Annotated in this window: 20 protein-coding genes and 3 pseudogenes; 15 read left to right on the forward strand and 8 right to left on the reverse strand. The window is 68.3% G+C overall.

Translation table 11 applies throughout. The features are described from left to right. Positions 1-110: 110 nt before the first annotated feature. Positions 111-845, forward strand: coding sequence for an SDR family NAD(P)-dependent oxidoreductase (locus AB0E02_RS04780; RefSeq protein WP_362135991.1), 735 nt, complete (start codon positions 111-113; stop codon positions 843-845). 140 nt (positions 846-985) lie between these two features. Here AB0E02_RS04780 and AB0E02_RS04785 read toward each other — a convergent pair whose 3' ends face one another. The 3 genes and pseudogenes from AB0E02_RS04785 to AB0E02_RS04795 all read right to left on the reverse strand — a co-directional run bounded on the left by AB0E02_RS04785 (position 986) and on the right by AB0E02_RS04795 (position 2412). Continuing rightward, entirely contained in the window at positions 986-1402 is a 417-nt protein-coding gene (locus tag AB0E02_RS04785; protein ID WP_362135993.1) for a hypothetical protein, read from the reverse strand. Between the two features lie 232 nt (positions 1403-1634). Continuing rightward, positions 1635-1832, reverse strand: a pseudogene (locus AB0E02_RS04790) (VOC family protein); the annotation flags it as partial. Then, complete coding sequence (locus AB0E02_RS04795; protein WP_362136120.1) at positions 1777-2412, reverse strand: DinB family protein; 636 nt, start codon at positions 2410-2412, stop codon at positions 1777-1779. The gene AB0E02_RS04795 and the pseudogene AB0E02_RS04790, both read right to left, overlap by 56 nt. Before the next feature lie 321 nt (positions 2413-2733). Between AB0E02_RS04795 and AB0E02_RS04800 the strand changes: the two genes are divergently transcribed. The 6 genes from AB0E02_RS04800 (at position 2734) to AB0E02_RS04825 (ending at position 8484) form a co-directional block, all read left to right on the forward strand. After that, positions 2734-2943, forward strand: coding sequence for a ferredoxin (locus AB0E02_RS04800; RefSeq protein WP_362136122.1), 210 nt, complete (start codon positions 2734-2736; stop codon positions 2941-2943). Beyond that, entirely contained in the window at positions 2933-4306 is a 1374-nt protein-coding gene (locus AB0E02_RS04805) for an FAD/NAD(P)-binding oxidoreductase (protein WP_362135995.1), read from the forward strand. Before AB0E02_RS04800 ends, AB0E02_RS04805 begins: the two co-directional genes overlap by 11 nt. Before the next feature lie 49 nt (positions 4307-4355). Further along, positions 4356-5564: a cytochrome P450 gene (locus tag AB0E02_RS04810; RefSeq protein ID WP_362136124.1), complete on the forward strand. Its 1209-nt coding sequence runs from the start codon at positions 4356-4358 to the stop codon at positions 5562-5564. Between the two features lie 599 nt (positions 5565-6163). Beyond that, positions 6164-7048 carry an LPXTG cell wall anchor domain-containing protein gene (locus AB0E02_RS04815; protein ID WP_362135997.1) on the forward strand — a complete coding sequence of 295 codons (885 nt, stop codon included), beginning with the start codon at positions 6164-6166 and terminating at the stop codon, positions 7046-7048. Between the two features lie 139 nt (positions 7049-7187). Further along, positions 7188-7790 (forward strand): hypothetical protein, encoded by a 603-nt coding sequence (locus AB0E02_RS04820; RefSeq protein WP_362135999.1) that lies wholly within the window; start codon positions 7188-7190, stop codon positions 7788-7790. A gap of 259 nt (positions 7791-8049) precedes the next feature. Further along, a complete protein-coding gene (locus AB0E02_RS04825) occupies positions 8050-8484 on the forward strand; it encodes a VOC family protein (RefSeq protein WP_362136001.1) in 435 nt (144 codons plus the stop codon). 124 nt (positions 8485-8608) lie between these two features. On the opposite strand, the gene AB0E02_RS04830 is transcribed toward AB0E02_RS04825, so the two are convergent. Further along, complete coding sequence (locus tag AB0E02_RS04830; protein ID WP_362136126.1) at positions 8609-8821, reverse strand: 2OG-Fe dioxygenase family protein; 213 nt, start codon at positions 8819-8821, stop codon at positions 8609-8611. On the opposite strand from AB0E02_RS04830, the gene AB0E02_RS04835 reads away from it, so the two are divergent. The 7 genes and pseudogenes from AB0E02_RS04835 to AB0E02_RS04865 form a co-directional block, all read left to right on the forward strand. Next, positions 8718-8936, forward strand: a complete 219-nt coding sequence (locus tag AB0E02_RS04835; protein ID WP_362136146.1) for a hypothetical protein — start codon at positions 8718-8720, stop codon at positions 8934-8936. The genes AB0E02_RS04830 and AB0E02_RS04835 overlap by 104 nt on opposite strands. A gap of 184 nt (positions 8937-9120) precedes the next feature. Further along, positions 9121-9981 (forward strand): LysR family transcriptional regulator, encoded by an 861-nt coding sequence (locus AB0E02_RS04840; RefSeq protein WP_362136003.1) that lies wholly within the window; start codon positions 9121-9123, stop codon positions 9979-9981. A 421-nt stretch (positions 9982-10402) separates the two neighbouring features. Next, positions 10403-11245 carry an EamA family transporter gene (locus tag AB0E02_RS04845; RefSeq protein WP_362136128.1) on the forward strand — a complete coding sequence of 281 codons (843 nt, stop codon included), beginning with the start codon at positions 10403-10405 and terminating at the stop codon, positions 11243-11245. Positions 11246-11560: 315 nt separating this feature from the next. Continuing rightward, the gene (locus tag AB0E02_RS04850; RefSeq protein WP_362136005.1) at positions 11561-11740 is read left to right on the forward strand and encodes a CopG family transcriptional regulator; all 180 of its coding nucleotides are present in this window, start codon (positions 11561-11563) and stop codon (positions 11738-11740) included. Between the two features lies 1 nt (position 11741). Next, on the forward strand, positions 11742-12086 hold the full coding sequence (locus tag AB0E02_RS04855) for a VOC family protein (protein ID WP_362136007.1): 345 nt from the start codon (positions 11742-11744) through the stop codon (positions 12084-12086). Between the two features lie 21 nt (positions 12087-12107). Next, the gene (locus AB0E02_RS04860; RefSeq protein ID WP_362136009.1) at positions 12108-12965 is read left to right on the forward strand and encodes a class I SAM-dependent methyltransferase; all 858 of its coding nucleotides are present in this window, start codon (positions 12108-12110) and stop codon (positions 12963-12965) included. Between the two features lie 37 nt (positions 12966-13002). Continuing rightward, a pseudogene (locus AB0E02_RS04865) lies at positions 13003-13116 on the forward strand (arsenite S-adenosylmethyltransferase); the annotation flags it as partial. 251 nt (positions 13117-13367) lie between these two features. Here AB0E02_RS04865 and AB0E02_RS04870 read toward each other — a convergent pair. After that, complete coding sequence (locus tag AB0E02_RS04870) at positions 13368-14465, reverse strand: hypothetical protein (protein WP_362136130.1); 1098 nt, start codon at positions 14463-14465, stop codon at positions 13368-13370. A gap of 509 nt (positions 14466-14974) precedes the next feature. After that, positions 14975-15532 (reverse strand): DUF3291 domain-containing protein, encoded by a 558-nt coding sequence (locus AB0E02_RS04875; protein ID WP_362136011.1) that lies wholly within the window; start codon positions 15530-15532, stop codon positions 14975-14977. Between the two features lie 386 nt (positions 15533-15918). Between AB0E02_RS04875 and AB0E02_RS04880 the strand changes: the two are divergent. After that, positions 15919-16611, forward strand: a pseudogene (locus tag AB0E02_RS04880) (FAD-dependent monooxygenase); the annotation flags it as partial. A gap of 348 nt (positions 16612-16959) precedes the next feature. Here the strand turns inward: AB0E02_RS04880 and AB0E02_RS04885 are convergent. Together AB0E02_RS04885 and AB0E02_RS04890 are read right to left on the reverse strand one after the other, a co-directional pair. Further along, positions 16960-17448, reverse strand: a complete 489-nt coding sequence (locus AB0E02_RS04885; protein WP_362136132.1) for a GNAT family N-acetyltransferase — start codon at positions 17446-17448, stop codon at positions 16960-16962. Between the two features lie 107 nt (positions 17449-17555). After that, on the reverse strand, positions 17556-18092 hold the full coding sequence (locus tag AB0E02_RS04890; protein WP_362136013.1) for a GNAT family N-acetyltransferase: 537 nt from the start codon (positions 18090-18092) through the stop codon (positions 17556-17558). Between the last annotated feature and the right edge of the window lie 188 nt (positions 18093-18280).

Raw genomic sequence — 18280 nt, forward strand, 5'->3', positions numbered from 1 at the left:
AGCTCAGAGGGTCTCCTTGCCTGCAGGTCAGCCGAGGGGGGGAGACGGTGCGTGCGTAGGCGCAATTACGCTCACCGTGATCAACATAAGAGGTCGAAGGAGACGCGCGTATGGATCTCACCGGGAAGACAGTGGTGGTTACCGGGGCCGGGCGTGGGTTCGGGAGGGCGTTTGCGTTGCACGCCGGCCGGATGGGGGCGCACGTGTTCGTATCCGCTCGCACGCTGGCTGCCGCTCACAAGGTGGCCCAGGAGGTGGCGGCCGACAACGGCGGTGCGCTAGTGGATGCGTTCGCCTGTGATCTGGCTGACCCGGCCACGATACGAGGCTTCGCGGATGGGGTCGCCACTTACACCGCCAAGGTGGACGTACTGGTCAACAATGGTGCCCGATACCTGGAAGGCCCAGACCTGTGGGACGCCGACGACGCAGCGATCACCGACACCCTCGCTTCCGGAGCCACAGGCACACTGCTGACGGTCAAGCACTTCCTTCCCCTGCTGCGTACTTCTGAGGGTGCAGATGTGGTCAACCTGGTCTCCTCAGCTGCGGAAGCCCGCAACCACCGGTCTCAGGCACACCCTGCCTTCTACGCAGCCAAGGCCGCCCAGGCCGGCTTCGCTGACGTCCTCTCTCATCGTCTCCGCCCCGAGGGCATCCGGGTCATCTCGCTCTACCCGCCGGATTTCACGGACGGCGACCCGCTCCACGCCACCTGGGACACTGCCTCCCGAACCGCAGATGACGCGCTGACCGCCCAGTCCGTCCTCGACTGCGTCCTCTTCGCGATCGGCCAACCGCGAGACTGCTTCATCTGCTCCTTTCACTTCGAGCAGCTGTCGTAGTCCCTGGTACGAACTCAGGACGCCACAGCAGTGGCGGGGTATCGCACTCGATACGAGAAGACCACCACATCCACCTGGCCGGACTCCACATCGCAGGCATCTTCCTTTGGCCCGCCCGGTGATCCAATGGCGAATGGCGACTAGGATCTGGCGATCTCTAGCCGTAGCTGATGGGTGAAGCGACGCAGGAGGTCCAACGTCTCTCGGAACTCGGCCCGGCGGTCGTCCCTGCCGTCGGTGGGCCGGGTGCTCCAGACCCGACGCGCAACAGCATCAGCGAGATCGACGGTGTCGCTGGCGCAGAGCAGATAGAGGGCTGATCGAGCCTCCTGCATCCGGTTCGCCAACTCGTTGGCTCCGGGACCGTCGTCACTCAGCTGTGTTTCCTTGAGGTAGTCCAGTAGCTGAACTACGGCCGTGTTGAAGCCGATTCCGGCTCTGAGCTTTTGTTCGCGTAGCCACATGCGGTCCTGCCGGCGCGCGGTGAACCACGAACCGAACACCACCCCTATGAGGCCGATAGCGGCCCCGATGGCCACGGACAGGATGTTCTCCACGGTTGGCTCCCCCCGCCGTACAGCGACGCCAGGCTACAGAGGCCGTGGCTCATGGCGCGGGGAGATCTCACGGTGCCCAGCGCGCGGTGCTGGCACCGTCGTTGCCGAAGAGGGAAAGGTGGGACGGCCGGCCCGTGGGGCCGGATCTACGATCTGTTCCGCCGATGGCAACGAGACGGCACCTGGCACCGGGTCCTGACGCACGTTCAGTACCAGGCTGACGCGAAGGGGGATCGTTGCCCTCGGGGTCCTGCACGGCGGCGGCGTAGAGCCCCATGTCCGGCTCATCCTTGATCCGCAGCACGGTGGCACCAGCTTTGACCAGCCGTTCCACCGTGGCCTTGACCCGCTGTATGCGGACGTCCAGCGGGACGTCACGACCCCCACCGACCTTCAGGTCGAAATGCCACCGGTTCTTGGCGACCTTCGGCCTTGATTGGTGCGGCCGACCTGGCGGCCTGCTCGATCTTCGCGCAGTGGGCCGCACGGGCTTCCTTGTCGATCTGCTGCTCGTGTTCGGCGCGCAACCCGGTCCGGCCGTCGAGGCCCTCGCGCAGGACATCGGCGTGCCCGGCGTGCCGGATGGTCTCGCCGAGGACATGGACCATGATGGCGAACAGGTTGGGGTTGGCATGAGGCTCCGGCCACCACGGCACGTGGCCGGGGGTGTCGAGGGGAAGCTCGTTGATCGTCGCGTCCGAATGTTCCCACGTGCGCCGGTAGAACCCGATGATCTGATCGAGGGTCTCGTCCTCGGTCGCCCACAGATCGCTGCCGTCGGAGTCCTGCCACCGGGGCAGCGGTTCCGGGGAAGGGCGGGCGAAGACCTCGCCGAAGTACCTGGCCTCGACGGTGGCCACGTGTTTGACCAGGCCGAGGAGGTTGGTCCCGGTCGCTGTCAAAGGTCGGCGGGCGTCGTATTCGGACAAGCCGTCGAGTTTCCAGAGCAGCGCCTTGCGGTCCCGCCGCAGTCTCCTGTGCAGGTTGTCTTTCGCGAATTCATCGATCATGCGGCATGAGCCTGCCATGGGCTGCCTCATGGTCTCAAGATCCCGTACATGGTCCGCAATGACTGGCAGAGCCGAGGCCTGGCCATGGCCGCCGCCCTGACCTGCTGCAAGAAGCTCGCGAAACTCGCGGTCCATGAGGCAGTGAGCTGGTAGACGCCGCGGCGACAGGCGCCGTGGCGGGCAACATCATCGCAGCCGTCAGCCGTCAGCCGTCAGCCGTCAGCCGCCGCCCTGCGGGCCGGTCAGTGAGCTCGTGCGGGTGCCCCGGACTCGTCCCATGCTGGACACGAGGGGGTTCAGGCGACGGAGGAAGTGGTGAGCATGCAGACCGTTGTGGACCTCACGCGCTGCCAGGGCTATGCGCAGTGCGTGTTCCTCGCGCCGGACGTGTTCCAGCTGCATGGGGAAGAGGGGTTGCTGTACGCCACGGCCGTCCCTGATGACCAGGCGGAACGGGTGCGCCAGGCCGCGGCGGCCTGCCCGGTCCAGGCGATCCTCCTGGGCGAGGAGGTGAGTGCCGGTGCCCGGTGACCTCAAGGACGGCCGCATCGTCATCGTCGGCGCGTCGCTGGCCGGATTGCGGGCCGCGGAGGCGCTGCGTGCGGAGGGTTTCACCGGCTCACTGACCGTGGTCGGGGACGAGCCCTATCCGCCCTACGACCGGCCGCCACTGTCGAAACAGGTACTCCTCGGCAAGGCAGCGGCGGACACCACCGGGCTGCCGATGCGGTGCGACCCGGACGCCGACTGGCGGCTGGGAGTGCGTGCCACCGGGCTGGACGCCCTCGCGAAGCGGGTGGAGCTGGAGGGCGGCGATTCGCTGCCGTACGACCGGGTGCTGATCGCCACCGGGACCCGTGCCCGGCCCTGGCCGAACCCGGAGGAGGCCGCCCTGGACGGGGTGTTCACGCTGCGTACCAGGGACGAAGCGGGGAGCCTGGCCGAGCGACTGGCAGCCGGGCCGCAGCGGGTGCTGGTGATCGGTGCCGGCTTCACCGGCTCGGAGATCGCCTCGGCCTGCCGCGAGCGCGGGCTGGAGGTCACGGTCGCCGAACGCGGCCCCGCGCCCCTGGTGGGCGCGCTCGGCGGCACCCTGTCGAAGCTCGCCGCCGTCATGCAGCGCAATCACGGCGTGGACCTGCGGTGCGGCGTCACGGTGACCACCCTGCGCGGGGACGGGAACGGCCGGTTCACCGGTGCGGAACTGTCCGACGGCAGCCGCGTCGACGCGGACGTGTGCGTCGTGGCGTTGGGCGCCGTGCGCAACGTGGAGTGGCTCGCGGAGTGCGGGCTGGCCGCGGGCCCGCGCGGGATCGCCTGCGACGCCGGCTGCCGGGCCTTCACCATGTACGGGATCGTCACCGACGACGTCTTCGTGGCCGGCGATGTGTCCCGCTTCCCCCACCCGCTGTTCGGCTACCAGATGCTGTCCCTGGAGCACTGGGGCAATGCGGTCGCCCAGGCCGAGGTGGCGGCCCACAACATGGTCAACCCGGGTCCGCTGCAGCGCCCGCACCTGGCCATCCCGATGTTCTGGTCGACCCAGTTCGGATTCAACATCAAGTCGGTGGGCGTACCCACCTACTCCGACCACGTGGTCATCGCCCAGGGCTCCCTGGAGGCGCGCCGGCTGGTGATGGCCTACGGCTACCAGGGGCGGGCCACCGCCGCGGTCACCGTCGACATGGCCAAGGCGCTCGACTACTACCGGCACCTGATCGAGACGGCCGCTCCGTTCCCGCCCCCGTCCGGTGCGGCGGACCGTGCGCTCGCGGCCGACATTCCGATCCCTTCCGACGTGCCGGACCCGAAGGTGCTCTCCCACGGACCCACCGTGGCGCTCACCGGATACCTGCCCGATCGCCGACTGACCGTGGTGCAGCCGACGCGCTGAGCCACGCCCCGCCCCACCACCAAGGAGCGCCACCATGGACTCCGGCACCCTGGACTCCCAGACCCTGCTGGCACGGATCACCGACTACGCCAGTCGTCCCGATCCCTACCCGCTGTACGCGGAACTCCGCAGCGCCGGTCCTGCGGTGCGGCAGACCGACGGCAACTACCTGATCGGCACGTATTACGAGATCGCGGGCCTGCTCCACGACCCGCGCATGAGTGCCGATCCCCGCTCCCGCGGCGAGAGCGAGATGACCCACAAGCCGCCCTTCCTACGCCTCGACGATCCCGAGCACCACCGGCTGCGCACCCTGGCCATGCGGCCGTTCGGCCCGCCGCACAACCCGGGCCGGGTCGATGCCATGCGTGGCGAGGTCGACGAGATCACCCAGGAGTTGATGGGAAACTTCCAGGCGGGGCGCCGGGTCGACATCGTCGACGACTTCGCCTATCCGCTGCCGGTCACCGTCATCTGCCGGCTGCTCGGCGTGCCGCGCGAGGACGAGCCGCGGTTCCGGGCATGGTCCGACGCCCTGGTCGCATCCGCCGACGTGCGGCCGGAAGACGACTCCACCGAGCTGGCCCGGGCGGGCGATCAGGCGCGGATGGAGATGGGCGGGTACCTGGTCGACCTCGCCGAACAGCGTCGTGGCCGCCCGACCGGCGACCTGCTGTCCGACTTCGTGAACGAGCCGGACCCCGCGCTGCGGCTCACCCAGGAAGAACTCGCGGCAACCGCAGTGCTGTTGCTCATCGCGGGCCATGAGACCACGGTCAACCTCATCGCCAACGGGGTGCTCACCCTGCTGCGCCACCCCGAGCACCTGGACCAGCTGCGACGCGAGCCCGATCTGATACCGCGGGTGGTGGAGGAACTGCTGCGCTATGAACCGCCGGTCCACATGCGGGAGCGCATTCCCCTCGACGACATCGAGGTTACCGGCACCACGATCGCCCAGGGCACACCCGTGATACTGGTGTTGGCTTCCGGCAACCGTGACCCGATGCGGTTCCACGAGCCCGACCGGTTCGACCCCACCCGCCCGGACAACGAGCACTTCGGCTTCGGCAGCGGCATCCATCTCTGCTACGGCGGCCCCCTGGCCCGTATCGAGGCCCAGTCCGCACTGCGCGCGCTGCTCCCGTACCTCGGCACCGCCCGCCTGAGCCAGGACCCACCCCCATACCGGCAGAACGCCATGCTCCGCGGCCCCCGCCACCTGCCGGTCGACCTGAAGGTAGCCGTCCCGCATTGAACAAGCCGTCGGTGTCTGAGTCTGAACCTGCCTGTCTACCACGAGATGCCGGATGCCGGGACGCGACGTACCACCCCGGCCACCCCGGCCACCCCGCCGTGATCCGCCGCTCGATGACCTCTGAACGCGGGACCTGACGGAAATCCCGGGATACCTCCCACCTTATGCGCCACTTCAGTGACTTGAGTGTGGAACCTTTTCGCTGTGCGAGTGGTCCTATATGGGGCGCAGGTGTCCGCATGTACGCACGTCTGCATGCGCACTCATGCACGCCATGGGTCATGCACGGCCTGAGCATGACGAAGTCAACCTGTGCCGCTCATGCGGCACTTGGGATGATCCGAGAGGTCTGCTGGATGAAGATTCGCCACGCCCTGACGGCCGCCGCAGCGGCTGCCGTGTTAGCGCCCGCCGCCGTACTGGCCGCGCCGGCCGCCGCGTTCGCAAGGGAGCCGGTGTCCGAGGCCGGTCCCCGCACGCCCGCCGCTCCCGACTTACCCGATGCCGCAACACCGGCGGACCGGCCGGCCACAACGGGCGGTGGCGGAACGGGTAACCCGGACGAACCGCGACGCCCGGGCGAAGCCGCCGCCGGTGGCTTGGCGTCCCAGGACCGCGACGGGGCCGCCCGTCCCGCCTCAGGGAAGCCGCCGAAAGCCGCCGGGACCGCCGAAGGGACCACTGCGAAGACCACCGGCGCGGGTGGTGCCACCGGTGGAGGCAAGGACGCCGGCGATTCCGATGGTGCGGGTAAGTCCTGCGCGTTCGAGTCCGACGAGTTGCATGTGGCCGTCCACGGGCTGCCGCGCCAACTGACTGCGGGCGGCGCCTGGACGCCCTTCTCCATGACGCTCACCAACACCACCGCCAAGCCCCTGGCGGAGGTCCAGCCCTTCCTGCTGGTGTCCTCCGCCGAAGATGTCGACCGGCCGTACTGGGAGCTGGCGACCGAGTACCGCGACGCCAAGACGGGGCGGTGGAAGACCTTCCACGACGCGGAGCCCGACGACCTGTTCGGCTTCTTCCCCGTCGGTCCGCGCAGCACCCTCACGCTCCAACTGCGCACCCGTGTGGTCAAGGACGCCAAGCCCGGCGCCGGGTACGCGCTCGCCGCCGGCGACTACCGCAACCGCGACGGTTCCTGTGGTTCGGCCAAGGAAGCCTGGTACGACTTCTCCATCCTCCCCGCGGGCACGAAGCCGACGCAGCCGCCGACCACCAAGCCGAGCGAGCCGGGCAAGCCCGGTGGCACGGCCGAGCCCAGCCACAGCGCCACGTCCAGCGGCGGTACCAGTGGTTCCGATTCCACCGGTGGCCTCAGCCCGCAGGGCGGCGCCCACCTCGCCGCGACCGGCTCCTCGTCCGCGCTCCCGGCGATCGCTCTCGCCGGCGGAGCCGCGATGGTGGTCGGCGCGGGTGCGGTCATCGGCGTGCGCCGCAGGAAGGGCGTGGCCGGTCCGGGCGCCACGGACGCCAGCGCGTAAGCCCCCTTTCTCCAAGATCCTGACAACCCACGAACCCACGAACCCACGAACCCACGAACCCACGGCCTTGGAACTCAATGACGCTGGTAGCACTGGAAACAAAGGTTCCAAGGGTCCGTAGAACCGGGAAGAGATCTTCATGAAACTGCGCCGCGCCCTGTCGGTCCCGGCCGCGACGGCCGCCCTGCTCCCCGTGGCGATGGCCGCCGCGCCCGCCTCCCAGGCAGCCCCTGCCGCAGACATCCCGACGTGCTACGACCTCGACACCGCCTACGGGCAGTACCACAACAACACCTTCGTGGGCCGCTCGTTCGGCATACCCAAGTCGATCACTCTAGGCACTCACTGGACGACCTACACCGCCACGCTCACCAACGCCTCGGCGAAGGAGCTGAAGTCGTTCGAACTCAGCGCCAAGCTGGGCAGTCATGTCTACAACGAGGGCGAGCGCGACCTGAGCCCGTACGGCGATCTGCAGTACTGGGACACCTCGCAGCACGCCTGGAAGCCGCTGCGCAAGACCGGTGGAAACGCCGGCGGCACCATCCCCGCCCCGAAGACGCTGAAGCCCCGCGAGTCCGTCCATGTGCAGCTGCGGTTCAGGGTGGGCAAAGACCTGCCCCTGGACCAGGCATACGACGCGTTCACCGGCCTCACCGGCACCTTCGTCGACCGCTACCGCAACATGGACTGCACGGCCCACGGCGACGCCGTCGGCAGTTTCTACCCCCGCAAGGGCTGAAACCCGCGGCGAGGGCTGCCGCCGCCGCGGCACGACGGCGGCGGCACCCTATGGGAACCCTGGCGCCACCGGTCGGTGGGCTACGCCGCCAGAATGCGTCCTTCTCTCGGCCTGCCCGGTCTGACCACCGGAAACCCAAGAGGGCATTCCTCCCCTGTGACCGCACGACACGGCAGCGGCCGGCAGCGGCTGTCCTCCCGACAACTTCCGGAACCACGCCGGGAGATGAGCAACCGAGTCCCTTTGCTATGGTGCGCCGATGTCATCGATCAAGCAGTTCCAAGTCACCTTCGACTGCGCAGAACCTGCGCGCCTCGCCGGTTTTTGGTGCGAGGTGTTGGGGTACGTCGTACCGCCGGTCCCGGAGGGGTTTGCCACTTGGGAGGATTACCATCGGTCGCTGCCGCCTGAGGAGCAGGTCGTCTACTTCGCCTGCAGTGATCCCTCGGGTGTGGGCCCGCGCCTGCTCTTCCAACGCGTACCCGAAGGGAAGATCGTCAAGAATCGGGTGCATCTCGACGTGCGGGTCGGCACCGGACTCGTGGGCGAGGAGCGCCTCGCCACGCTGGAGGCCGAATGCGCACGACTGGTCACGCTCGGTGCGGTACACGTGCGAACGCTGCTTGCTGATGACGACAACGAGTCGTGCATCCTGATGCAGGACATCGAGGGCAACGAGTTCTGTCTCGACTGAGCTTCCGTCTCGACTGAGCATCCTCCGCGACGGTGAGATCGGCCGGTGCCCGGCCCGGTAGCTGCCGTCCACGACGACCGTGGTCCCGCTCACGGAGGCCTTCGCACCGGACAGTTCCCAGGTCTCAGAGGATCGTCGTCCCACCGCCGACGTTCTCCCACCGCACCAGGACCATCATCACGAATCTGACCCCGTCACGGTGCCGGCCCTCTGGGGTCGGTGACGCGCTCGCGGTGCCTTCCGCCGTGATGCGGGTCGACACCCCGGACGCTGCCTGGGGCGCCGCCCCCGCCCAGGATCCGGCCGCCCGGATCGAGGCATGGGCCGGTGCCTTCAGGAGCTGGGAGCTGGCGAACCCGGAGGGCTTCGGCCTCATCTATGGCGACCCGGTCCCCGGCTACCGGCCCCCGGAGGGCGGCGCAGGCCGCGGCCGCGCTCGCGCGGTCGACTGACGGGGCCGCGTGTTGCCGCGGGCGGGTTGCGCACCGTCGGTCCACCGAGTGAGGTGCATCCCGCCCCTCCGGTCCCGACGCCGAACTCAACGCCCTGGCCGCCGCGGATAGCCGGGCACTCATCATCTGGGCGCACCCTCGCATACAACGTGTGCAAGTTTCACCTCTCCTATACGCTCTGCTTATGGATTGGGACCTTCGAGAGCTGCGGTTCTTCGTCACCGCCGCCGATGCGGGGTCGTTCACCGAGGCCGCCGCGCAGTTGTTCGTCTCACAGGCGGCGGTCTCGCGCACCATCGCCGGCCTGGAGAAAAGCGTTGGCGAGAGGCTGTTGCGTCGCCTACCGCGGGGATGCGAGCTGACCAGCACCGGACAGCAGGTGCTGCCACAAGCCCGCCGGGTGCTGGCCGAGGCCGCGAGGTTCACCGAATTCCTCGCCTCGCGCCACGGTGTCCTGCGGCTGGGGTACGCGTGGGCGGCCCTGGGGCAGCACACCACGCGCCTGCAACGAGAATGGGCACAAGGGCACACCGAAACGGCGTTGGAGCTCGTCCGGCACAACTCGCCGACCGCGGGCCTGGCCGAGGGCCTGTGCGATGTGGCGATCGTGCGACGCGCAGTCGACGAGAAGCGGTTCGACTCCCTCGTGGTGGGATTGGAACGCCGGTTGGTCGCCTTCGCTTCGGACGATCCGCAGTGGTCGCGCCGCCGCCAGGTGAGCATGGCCGAGATCGCGGACCGCACCGTGGTCATCGATCCCCGGGTCGGAACCACCAGCGGTGAGCTGTGGACAGGCACCGACCATCAGCCGCGGTTCATCCAGTCCACCGACGTCGACGGCTGGCTCGACATCATCGCCGCCGGACGCGGGGTGGGGACCACCGCCGAGGCCACGGCCCACCATCACGCGCGTCCTGGCGTGACCTATCGCCGCATCAAGGACGGCCCGCGCATTCCTGTCGCGCTCGCCTGGTGGCGTGACCACCGTCCCCATGGGCTCGGCGACCTGATCGACGCCGTGACCCGCCTCTACGCGACCGCCTGAGGCGCACGAGCCCAGGGTGTTGGGGCACCCCGCGTTTCGAGCCGTCTGGCATTGCCCTTCCATTGCCGACGGGTGCCCAGAAGATCCCAGACACCCCGTCGCCCCCCGCCATGGCACTGCGGAACGCGAGGCAGGTTCGAGCTGGCTCTCGGGCTGAGTGTCGCGGCGCTCCTGGGCTGCTGCCTCCCAGAGCGTCCCCGTAGGCAGGGGAGCAGGCCGATCGCCACACCTGCGCCATCCATACGCACGCCGTATGGATCGCGTAGAGATTGCACTTCATGTATGTAGGCCGCGGACTCATTGTTGAGGCATGAAATCTGCGCCCTCCCCTGCCTCCCTCGACGCCACTCTCGTCTCCTCGCACCCTGCCGATGTGCATGGTTCCGGCCAACGAGTGAACCGATGGGGCGGAATCGCGCTGATGCTGGGCAGCGGGCTGTCCAACCAGTCCGGAGCGGCTCTCGCCGCGCTCGCCTTCCCCGTGATCGGGCCGGCAGGTGTGGTGGCCGTGCGCCAGTGGGTGGCCGCCGCCGTGCTCGGGGCGGCCGGCCGACCGCGGCTCCGCAGCTTCACCGCGGCGCAGTGGCGTCCGGTACTGGGCCTGGCGCTGGTGTTCGCAGGCATGAACCTGTCGCTGTACACGGCCATCGAACGGATCGGCCTCGGACTGGCCGTCACGCTCGAATTCCTGGGCCCCCTGACCGTGGTCCTCACCGGCTCACGACGCCGACTCGACCTCGTCGCCGCCCTCGCCGCCGGGGGAGCGGTGGTCGTACTCGCACGCCCCACACCGTCGACCGACTACCTGGGCATCGGCTTCGCCTTGTTGGCCGCGATCTGCTGGGGCTGCTACATCCTGTGCAACCGCATCGTTGGCACCCGCCTGCCCGGCCTGGAAGGCTCGGCCGCCGCAGCGCTCGTCTCCGGTGCCCTGTACCTGCCCGTGGGCGCGTGGGTGCTCTGGCATCATTCGCCGACAACGGAAGCGTTGGTCTGCGCGCTGGCAGCCGGAGTTCTCTCCTCGGCCGTACCGTTCGTGTCAGACCTGCTGGCGCTGCGCCGGGTGCCGCCGCACTTCTTCGGCGTCTTCATGAGCGTCAATCCCGTCTTTGCCGCGCTGATCGGCCTCATCGTTCTGGGCCAGCACCTGGACGCTGCCTCCTGGTTGGCCATCGCAGTCATCGTCACCGCCAACACCGTCGTCGTTTTCACGGCGACCCGTGGCGGCGTTGCGGCCAACGGGAACTCCGTGGCCGCGCCCTGACCGTCCAGGCGCGCTCGCGCCGAGGAAGATCGGGGGCTGTCCCACGGGCTTGGCAGCCGTCCAAAGGGCACTCGCATTTTGCGGCAGCTGATGAAAGACCCGCGCAGTGCCTGCTTCCTACGCTGACGCCATGTCTGCAACCACTGAACGACCGACCGTCGAGCTCAACTCCGGTACCGGCGAAGGATTCGGCAACTGGACAGTGGCCGACGAGGAGAACTGCTGGTTGTGCTGAACCGGCCCGGGGGTTGCTTTGCCGTATCGGTGTATCGGTACACATGGTCATCTAGCTTGCTAGGATGCTAGCATCTGCTTGTGAGTGATGAGGGAGTCAAGCAGTTCAACGTGTACCTGCCGATGGGGCTGATCAAGCAGGTCAAGTACCGCGCGATCGAGTCGGGCATGTCGTTGTCGGCGCTCGTCGCCGAAGCGCTGCGCGCCTACCTCGACGATGACCACGGGAACCAACCGCATTCACCCAAGGAGGAGACCTGACATGACGACCGAAGGAATCGAAGCCGTGTTCCTGACGACGCACAACTGGGGCAAGGCGGCAAAATTCTTCCAGGAGCTGGGGTACACGCTGGAGTTCGCGACGGACCACAGCTCCGGCCAGCTACGCAACGGCGATGGTCCCTACGTGTTCATCGCCGAGGTTCCCGAGGACCAAGAGCCTCAGACGCGGATCGTGCTGAAAGCGCCGACCGCAGACGCGTTCCGTCCCGACCCTGTCGTCGAGGTGGTCACGCCGTTCGAGGACACCCATTACGGGACCCAGGAGATGACCGTCCGCGACCCCGACGGGCGTCTGTGGAGCCTTCAGGCTCCCGCCAAGAACTGACTGCGACGAAGGGGGAACACCATGGCGCACGAGCAGATAGAGGCACCGGACAACACCGCAGTGCGAACCGCCCTCTGGCGGGCGTTGCACCTCCATGTCGACCCGCCCCCGCATGTGGTCGAGGACGAGATCGGCCTGCAGCTGGTGGCCCCCAGCGATGACTGGCGCGACCGCCCGGACATGGACCCGCAGGCCACCAGCGGGTTCCGGGCAGCCATCGTCGCCCGCGCTCGTTTCATCGAGGACCTGATCGCTGAGCAGGCCGACCGGGGCGTGACCCAGTACGTCGTTCTGGGGGCCGGCCTGGACACCTTCGCCCAACGCAAGCCGGAGCTCGCCTCCCGCCTGCGGATCTTCGAGGTCGACCAGCCCGGCACACAGGCCTGGAAGCGCCACCGCCTGGTCGAACTCGGCTACGACATCCCTGACTGGCTGCACCTGGTACCGGTCGACTTCGAAGCCGGCGCGTCCTGGTCCGAGCAGCTCTTCGATGCCGGCTTCGACCCCGGCCGACCAGCGGTCATCGTCTCCACCGGCGTCACCATGTACCTCACCAAGGACGCCACCGCTGCCACCCTGCGCCAGATTGCCGGGCTTGCGCCCAGCTCCACACTCGCCATGACCTTCCTGCTGCCGACCGAACTTGTCGACGAAGCCGACCGCCGCGGCCTCCGGGCGAGCGAGGAAGGCGCGCGAGCGTCCGGAACGCCGTTCATCAGCTTCTACACCCCGCAGGAGATGCTGGCACTGGCGCGCGAAGCTGGCTTCAAAGACGCCAGGCACGTACCGGGGGCTGCGCTCGCCGAGCGCTACTTCGCCGACCGGTCCGACGGCCTTCGCCCGTCAAGCGGAGAGAGTCTGCTGTTGGCCACCACCTGATCCTCGTCAACGCCGGTTGGCCTCCGAGCTCTGTGTAAAGCCCGCAGTCTTCGCCGAGACCTTCCGCGTCCTCAAGCCCGGCGGCCGGGCCGGTGTCTTCGACGCCATCGCCGAAGACACCCTCACCCCCGAACAGCCTGCCGACCGCGGCGTCAACGCCTGCTGCACCTCCGGCGAACCTCTGTTGCCTGGTCCTGACCACCCCCGAGGTCAAGACGACATCAGGCTGCGGCTGCCAGGACTGAGCTTGCGTGGGCAGGGCCCTCACGTCCAGAGGACCCTGCCCACCGCCTCAGGCAGTGGCAGGGCGTGGCCACCCGCTACGACGAGACCGCCGAGCCCTACGAAGCAGCCGTCACCCTTACATCACGCCTGAGGTGAGCCTGATATCGACGGCAGGCACTAGGAACGAGTTGCGGTCGAGCAGCCCTTGCCCTTGCCGTCGGACGTCGCGCCGTTGCTCGTATCGATCGGCTTGCTGCGGTCGTACGGATCGACCTGGTGGGCCTCGTCGGCGGATTGCTCGTCGGACGTGCCGAAGGGCGGCACGAAGTAGCCGGTCGGGTCGGAGCAGCCGCCGTTGGTCATGTCGAGCGCGTACGAGACGAGGGACATCGTGCCCGGCTCGGTGATGACCTTGGCCGGGTCGTCCCAGTTCATCACCACCTCGCGCCGCACGATCGTACGGACGACCTCGGCGTTCCGCCCGCCGTCGCCCGCCGGGGTGACCGGGTACACAAAGGTGACGTCCGCCGTCACCTGGACCGCTCCCCGCTTCCCTTCCCGATACGTGAGCCGACCGCGCGTCTTGACCACGTCACCGACCAGCCGGGCCTGCTCCGGCCGGAAGCGGCTGAACAACAGCAGCGGGTTGGTCTTGGCAGTGGGCGCCGTCGACGACAGGGAGGTACGGAGATACTCCTGGACGTCCTTCTGGTGCGGGTTCAACAGCGCGATCGCCTTCGTGGGCCGCTCGCCGCGCAGCACGCGGGAGTCGAGCCCCGCGGCCACCAGGAAGTCCCGACTCTGCCGCAGTGCCCGCTCGACCTCGCCGGCGTCCATCCAGCCGGTCGCCTTGGCCGGTGGCACCGTGATTCCTGCCGCTCCGTCGGCCCAGCGGGCGGCAGGCGAACCCCGGAAGGGTTCGGCGAGGGTGGGACGCAGATGTGGCTCGGCGCCGGGCGCTTCCCGCGGGCGTTTTGACTCGGCGGCCAACGGAGCCCCTTCCTGCCCGCCGTCGTCGCCACCGAACCAGCCGACGACCTCCTGCGGGAAGAGCCCCACCACCAGGAGGACCACGGCCGCCACCAGCCCGGTCACGTACCAGCCTGTCCTGCGCCGCGGCCGGGCCGGTGAGTACGAACGCCAGCCCTCCGGCTGCCCGGAGCGCTCCCGCAGCCGCCGCTCCACCTCACGGGCGCGCGCCGACGGCTCCACGGGTGCCCCAGCCACACCCTTCACCGATTCACGGAGGAACCGCTCCCACTCCTCGTCGGACACGGACGACCCGTCCTGCTCCCCAGCCCCGTTCACACCGCACTCCCGTTCTCGCTCGATGCCCGATGCCCGATGCCCCATACCCGATGCCCGACGGCTCGATCGCTCGGGTGCCTGATCAGTTGATTGTGCAACGGTCGATCGAGAGTCGATCGCATAATCGCATGACCAAGCCACCGGCCTACCGGCGAGGTGGGTGAAGCGTCAGGGCGCCGGGCTGCCCGCCGGCACGGGCGTGGGCGTGACTTTTGACGATGGAAGCCAAGGGGATGTCCGTCGTTCCGGTCCGGACCGTTCCGGGCCGGACCGCGGCGCGGCCCTCGCCGCGTTTCCCGACAGCAGCCTGTTGAACCGGGTCCGCAGCTGCGGAGAGCGCAGTTGATGCCCAGTCGCAGGCTCTTCGTTGCCAGTCGAGACGAAACAGGCCGACGGACACGAGCCAGTGAGGCTCGCCGCTGTTCGCCGTCATTCAACGGAGGCGTTGACAGCGAATCCAGTCGTTCAACTCCTTCTCAGCGAACCTGGTCGCTCTTCGGTCCGATGCCTTTGGTCCTGGCCGGAGCTCCGTCCGGGGCGAACGAGTGGTGGAAGGTGAAGGCGTGCGGCGTGGAGCCCTGGTCGTGGAGGTGCTCCAGCCTGGAAACCCCGTCCTGCCAGGTGGGTATCACGCCGTCGGAGACCCACCAGAACACGTAACTCGGGTGTTCTGTCTTCTCGAACCAGTCGTAACGCCTGTTCAGCGCCGCACGGTGCAGGCCGGTGTAGACGGCGTCGAAGGCGGGGCGCAGGTCGGTCCAGAGTGAGAGGGTCGTGGCCAGGGCGGTGGTTTCCGCCGTACGGCCCTTGCCGTACCAGGTGGGTACGGCGAACTCTCCCCATGCACCCCAGTCCGCCTCGAAGAGCGCGCCCCGGTCAACGTCTGCCGCTTCAGCATGAGCGAGGTATCCGGGCTGCTGACTGATCTTCCGGTAGACGGCCTCACCAATGTCGTAGAACTCGCGGGTGAGAGGTGCGGGATCGGCGAGAGGTGACTTCAGGACGCCGAATGTGTACAGAGCAAGATGGGGCATGCGTCTCTCCCTGGTTGGGGGTGCCTGGTGTGGACCCGGTTCGGTGGCTTACGCACGGGGCGAGGGTTCGTGGGGCGTGACCAACTCATCCCGTCGCGGGTGGCTCAGCCTGAAGGAACCCCCGCGCGACCGTGGGCGACCGCCGAAGACCAGGTGAAGGTAGCTTCCTCTGCGGGCCATGTCGAAGTTGCGTTTTCTCTGTCCAAGTGGCTTCTGGCATAGGCCTTGTGGGAGCTGGGGCGGTGGCGCTGCCTGTCGTCGTGGAAGTCCGCACCGGCCCAGCGACTGCGGAGGAGCGGCATAGACAGATCCTCCGCTCACGCTGGTGTGCCGGGGCGATGCCAGTGGCGTTGTCGGCGTCGACTGGGTTGGATGACGCAGCGACACAGGAGACATTCGCCCTCGTAGTCGGCGCGGACGGCGCCTGGTCACGGGTCCGCCCTGCGGTCTCGTCGGTGACGCCGCACTACACCGGCGTCACCTCGGTCGAGACCTCCCTCGACGACGTCGACATCCGCCACCCCGAACTCGCCCGGTTGATCGGTGATGGTTCCGTGGCTGCGTACGGTGTGAACCGCTCCCTCGTCGCCCAGCGCAACAGCGGCGGCCACGTCAAGGTGTACGCCAAGTTCCGCGCGCCGCTGGACTGGCACACGAACCTGGACCTGGCCGAGGTCGAGGCCGTGCGATCGAGCCTGCTGGCTCTGTTCGACGGCTGGGCCGCTCCGGTCCTCGACCTCCTCCGCCACGGCACCGCTTTCGTCCACCGCCCCTTCTACGTCCTGCCCGTGTCCCACACGTGGACCCACGTGCCCGGGGTGACGCTACTGGGCGACGCCGCCCACCTGATGCCCCCATTGGGGGTGGGCGCGAACCTCGCGATGCTGGAAGGTGCCGAACTCGCCGAGTCCATCGCCGCCGGCCCTGGAGATCTGGACGAGGCAGTCCGCGCCTTCGAGGAACAGATGTGGGAACGGGCCGGCAGGTGGGCGGAGATCACGATGGCCGGCCTGGACCGCCTGGTGAGCCCGGACCCCGCCGGAGCCCTCGCCCTCTTCGACCAAGTCCAGCCTTCCTGACTGCCAAGCGAGAGAACACCAGTCCAAGAGCGCCAGCCCAACGGCACCAGCCCAAGAGCACCAGCCCAGGAACGGCATCCCTAACAGCTCGTCACCGTTGGACGACTGCATGGACGCCTGCGCCGAATGCAGCCCTCAGCCTGCTACCGCCAAAATCCGGTCCGATGGTCCTCGCGGGCCCGACGAGGTCCTCGATGATCTGTGCCCCCGCCTCGCGTTGACCCGTCCGCCGCTGGGCGAGGGGGCGCGGACCGGTCCTACGGCGTCCTGGTCAGCTATCTGCCTGCGAACTGGGTGCGGAGGAGCCGCTCCGCACCCACGACTTCCAGCCGGGTCTGAGGACGGGGCCTACGAGAGTTCCTTCCGCATCAAGGTGCACATGGTTTCGTAGCGGCGCAACGATCCATCAGGGGCTTGCTCGTCCCACGCGTCCGGCTGACGGTCGTACGCGACATATCCCAGTCGTTCGTACAGGGCGCGTGCGCGGGGGTTGTTTTCCTCCACAGCCAGCTCGGCCTGCCGCAGACCGCGGTTCCTGATCCTCAGTTCTGCGGCTTCGACAAGGAACGTGCCGATCCCACATGATTGCAATGCGGGGTGGACTGCCAGCTGCCACAAAGTGCCGACGCCTGCTTTGACTTGGTAGTCGATGCCGCCCTTCGCCACAGGGATGTTGGTTGCAGGGCAGACCGCAAGGTAGTCGACCTCACCGATCCGGGCACGTTCCAACTGCTGGGCGACGCCAGCCAGGTGATGGTCCGAGCCTGCCCACCCGCAGGACGCCAAGTCCGCATGCACCAAGTCACGGGCCGACAGCTTCAACACAACGTTGCTCATCTTCAGTACCTCCGGCGCGCCAGCATCCACGTCGATGACACGGGGCGCAAAGCCGTTTCCTCGGCCCGCGCGCTCCTGGCTCACCGGCCATCGCGCTCTTCAAGCAATCAGACGGATGTTGTGACCGGGGACCACTCGCCGAACCACTGCTCGGCGCCGTAGGCCTCGAACCGCTCCACCTCAGTGAAACCCAGCTTGGTCGCGAGGCGCAGCGAGCGGACGTTGGCGGTCTGGGTGGCCAGCACCACTGGTTCGCCGGGAAGCGCGCCCGCGAACCAGTCAAGTGCCGCTGCGCACGCCTCGGTGGCGTACCCGAAGCCCCACGCCTGTGGCAGGAACAGGTAGCCGAGCTCGGCTTTTCCGGCGGCCTGACGAAGGTGCCCCGTTTCTCTGGTGAGCGTGATCTGGCCGATCATCGCTCCGCCGAAATCGACGATGAAGAGGCCAGGGCGCCGGCTGGGTGTCTGGGGCATCGTGCGCTCGAGCTCGTCACGCGGTTGAGGGCCACCGAGGTAGGTGCCCACCTCTGGCGAGGTCAAGAGCTCGATGACCGTCGCACGGTCCCGGGCCTCGGGCTCACGGAGCACGAGCCTCTCGGTCCTGATCGGGGCAGGTGGCCAGGCGACGGGTCCGAGCTCAGTCATGCGGCCAGCCAATCAGCACGCTGGGCAGCGATCAAGAGTCGCGGACCGGCCAACTCACCGGCCCGGGCCCCCGCCTGCCTCCCGTTCTCGTGCACGTCGACTTCGGCAGCGGCGGGCCACCTCCCGACCCGGTCGGCAGAGTGTGCCGTGATCCTCAGGGGCGGGGCGGGGCGGGCTCGGCGATGGGC

This window comes from Streptomyces sp. NPDC048196 (genome assembly GCF_040652715.1).
GTDB classification, from domain to species: domain Bacteria; phylum Actinomycetota; class Actinomycetes; order Streptomycetales; family Streptomycetaceae; genus Streptomyces; species Streptomyces siderophoricus.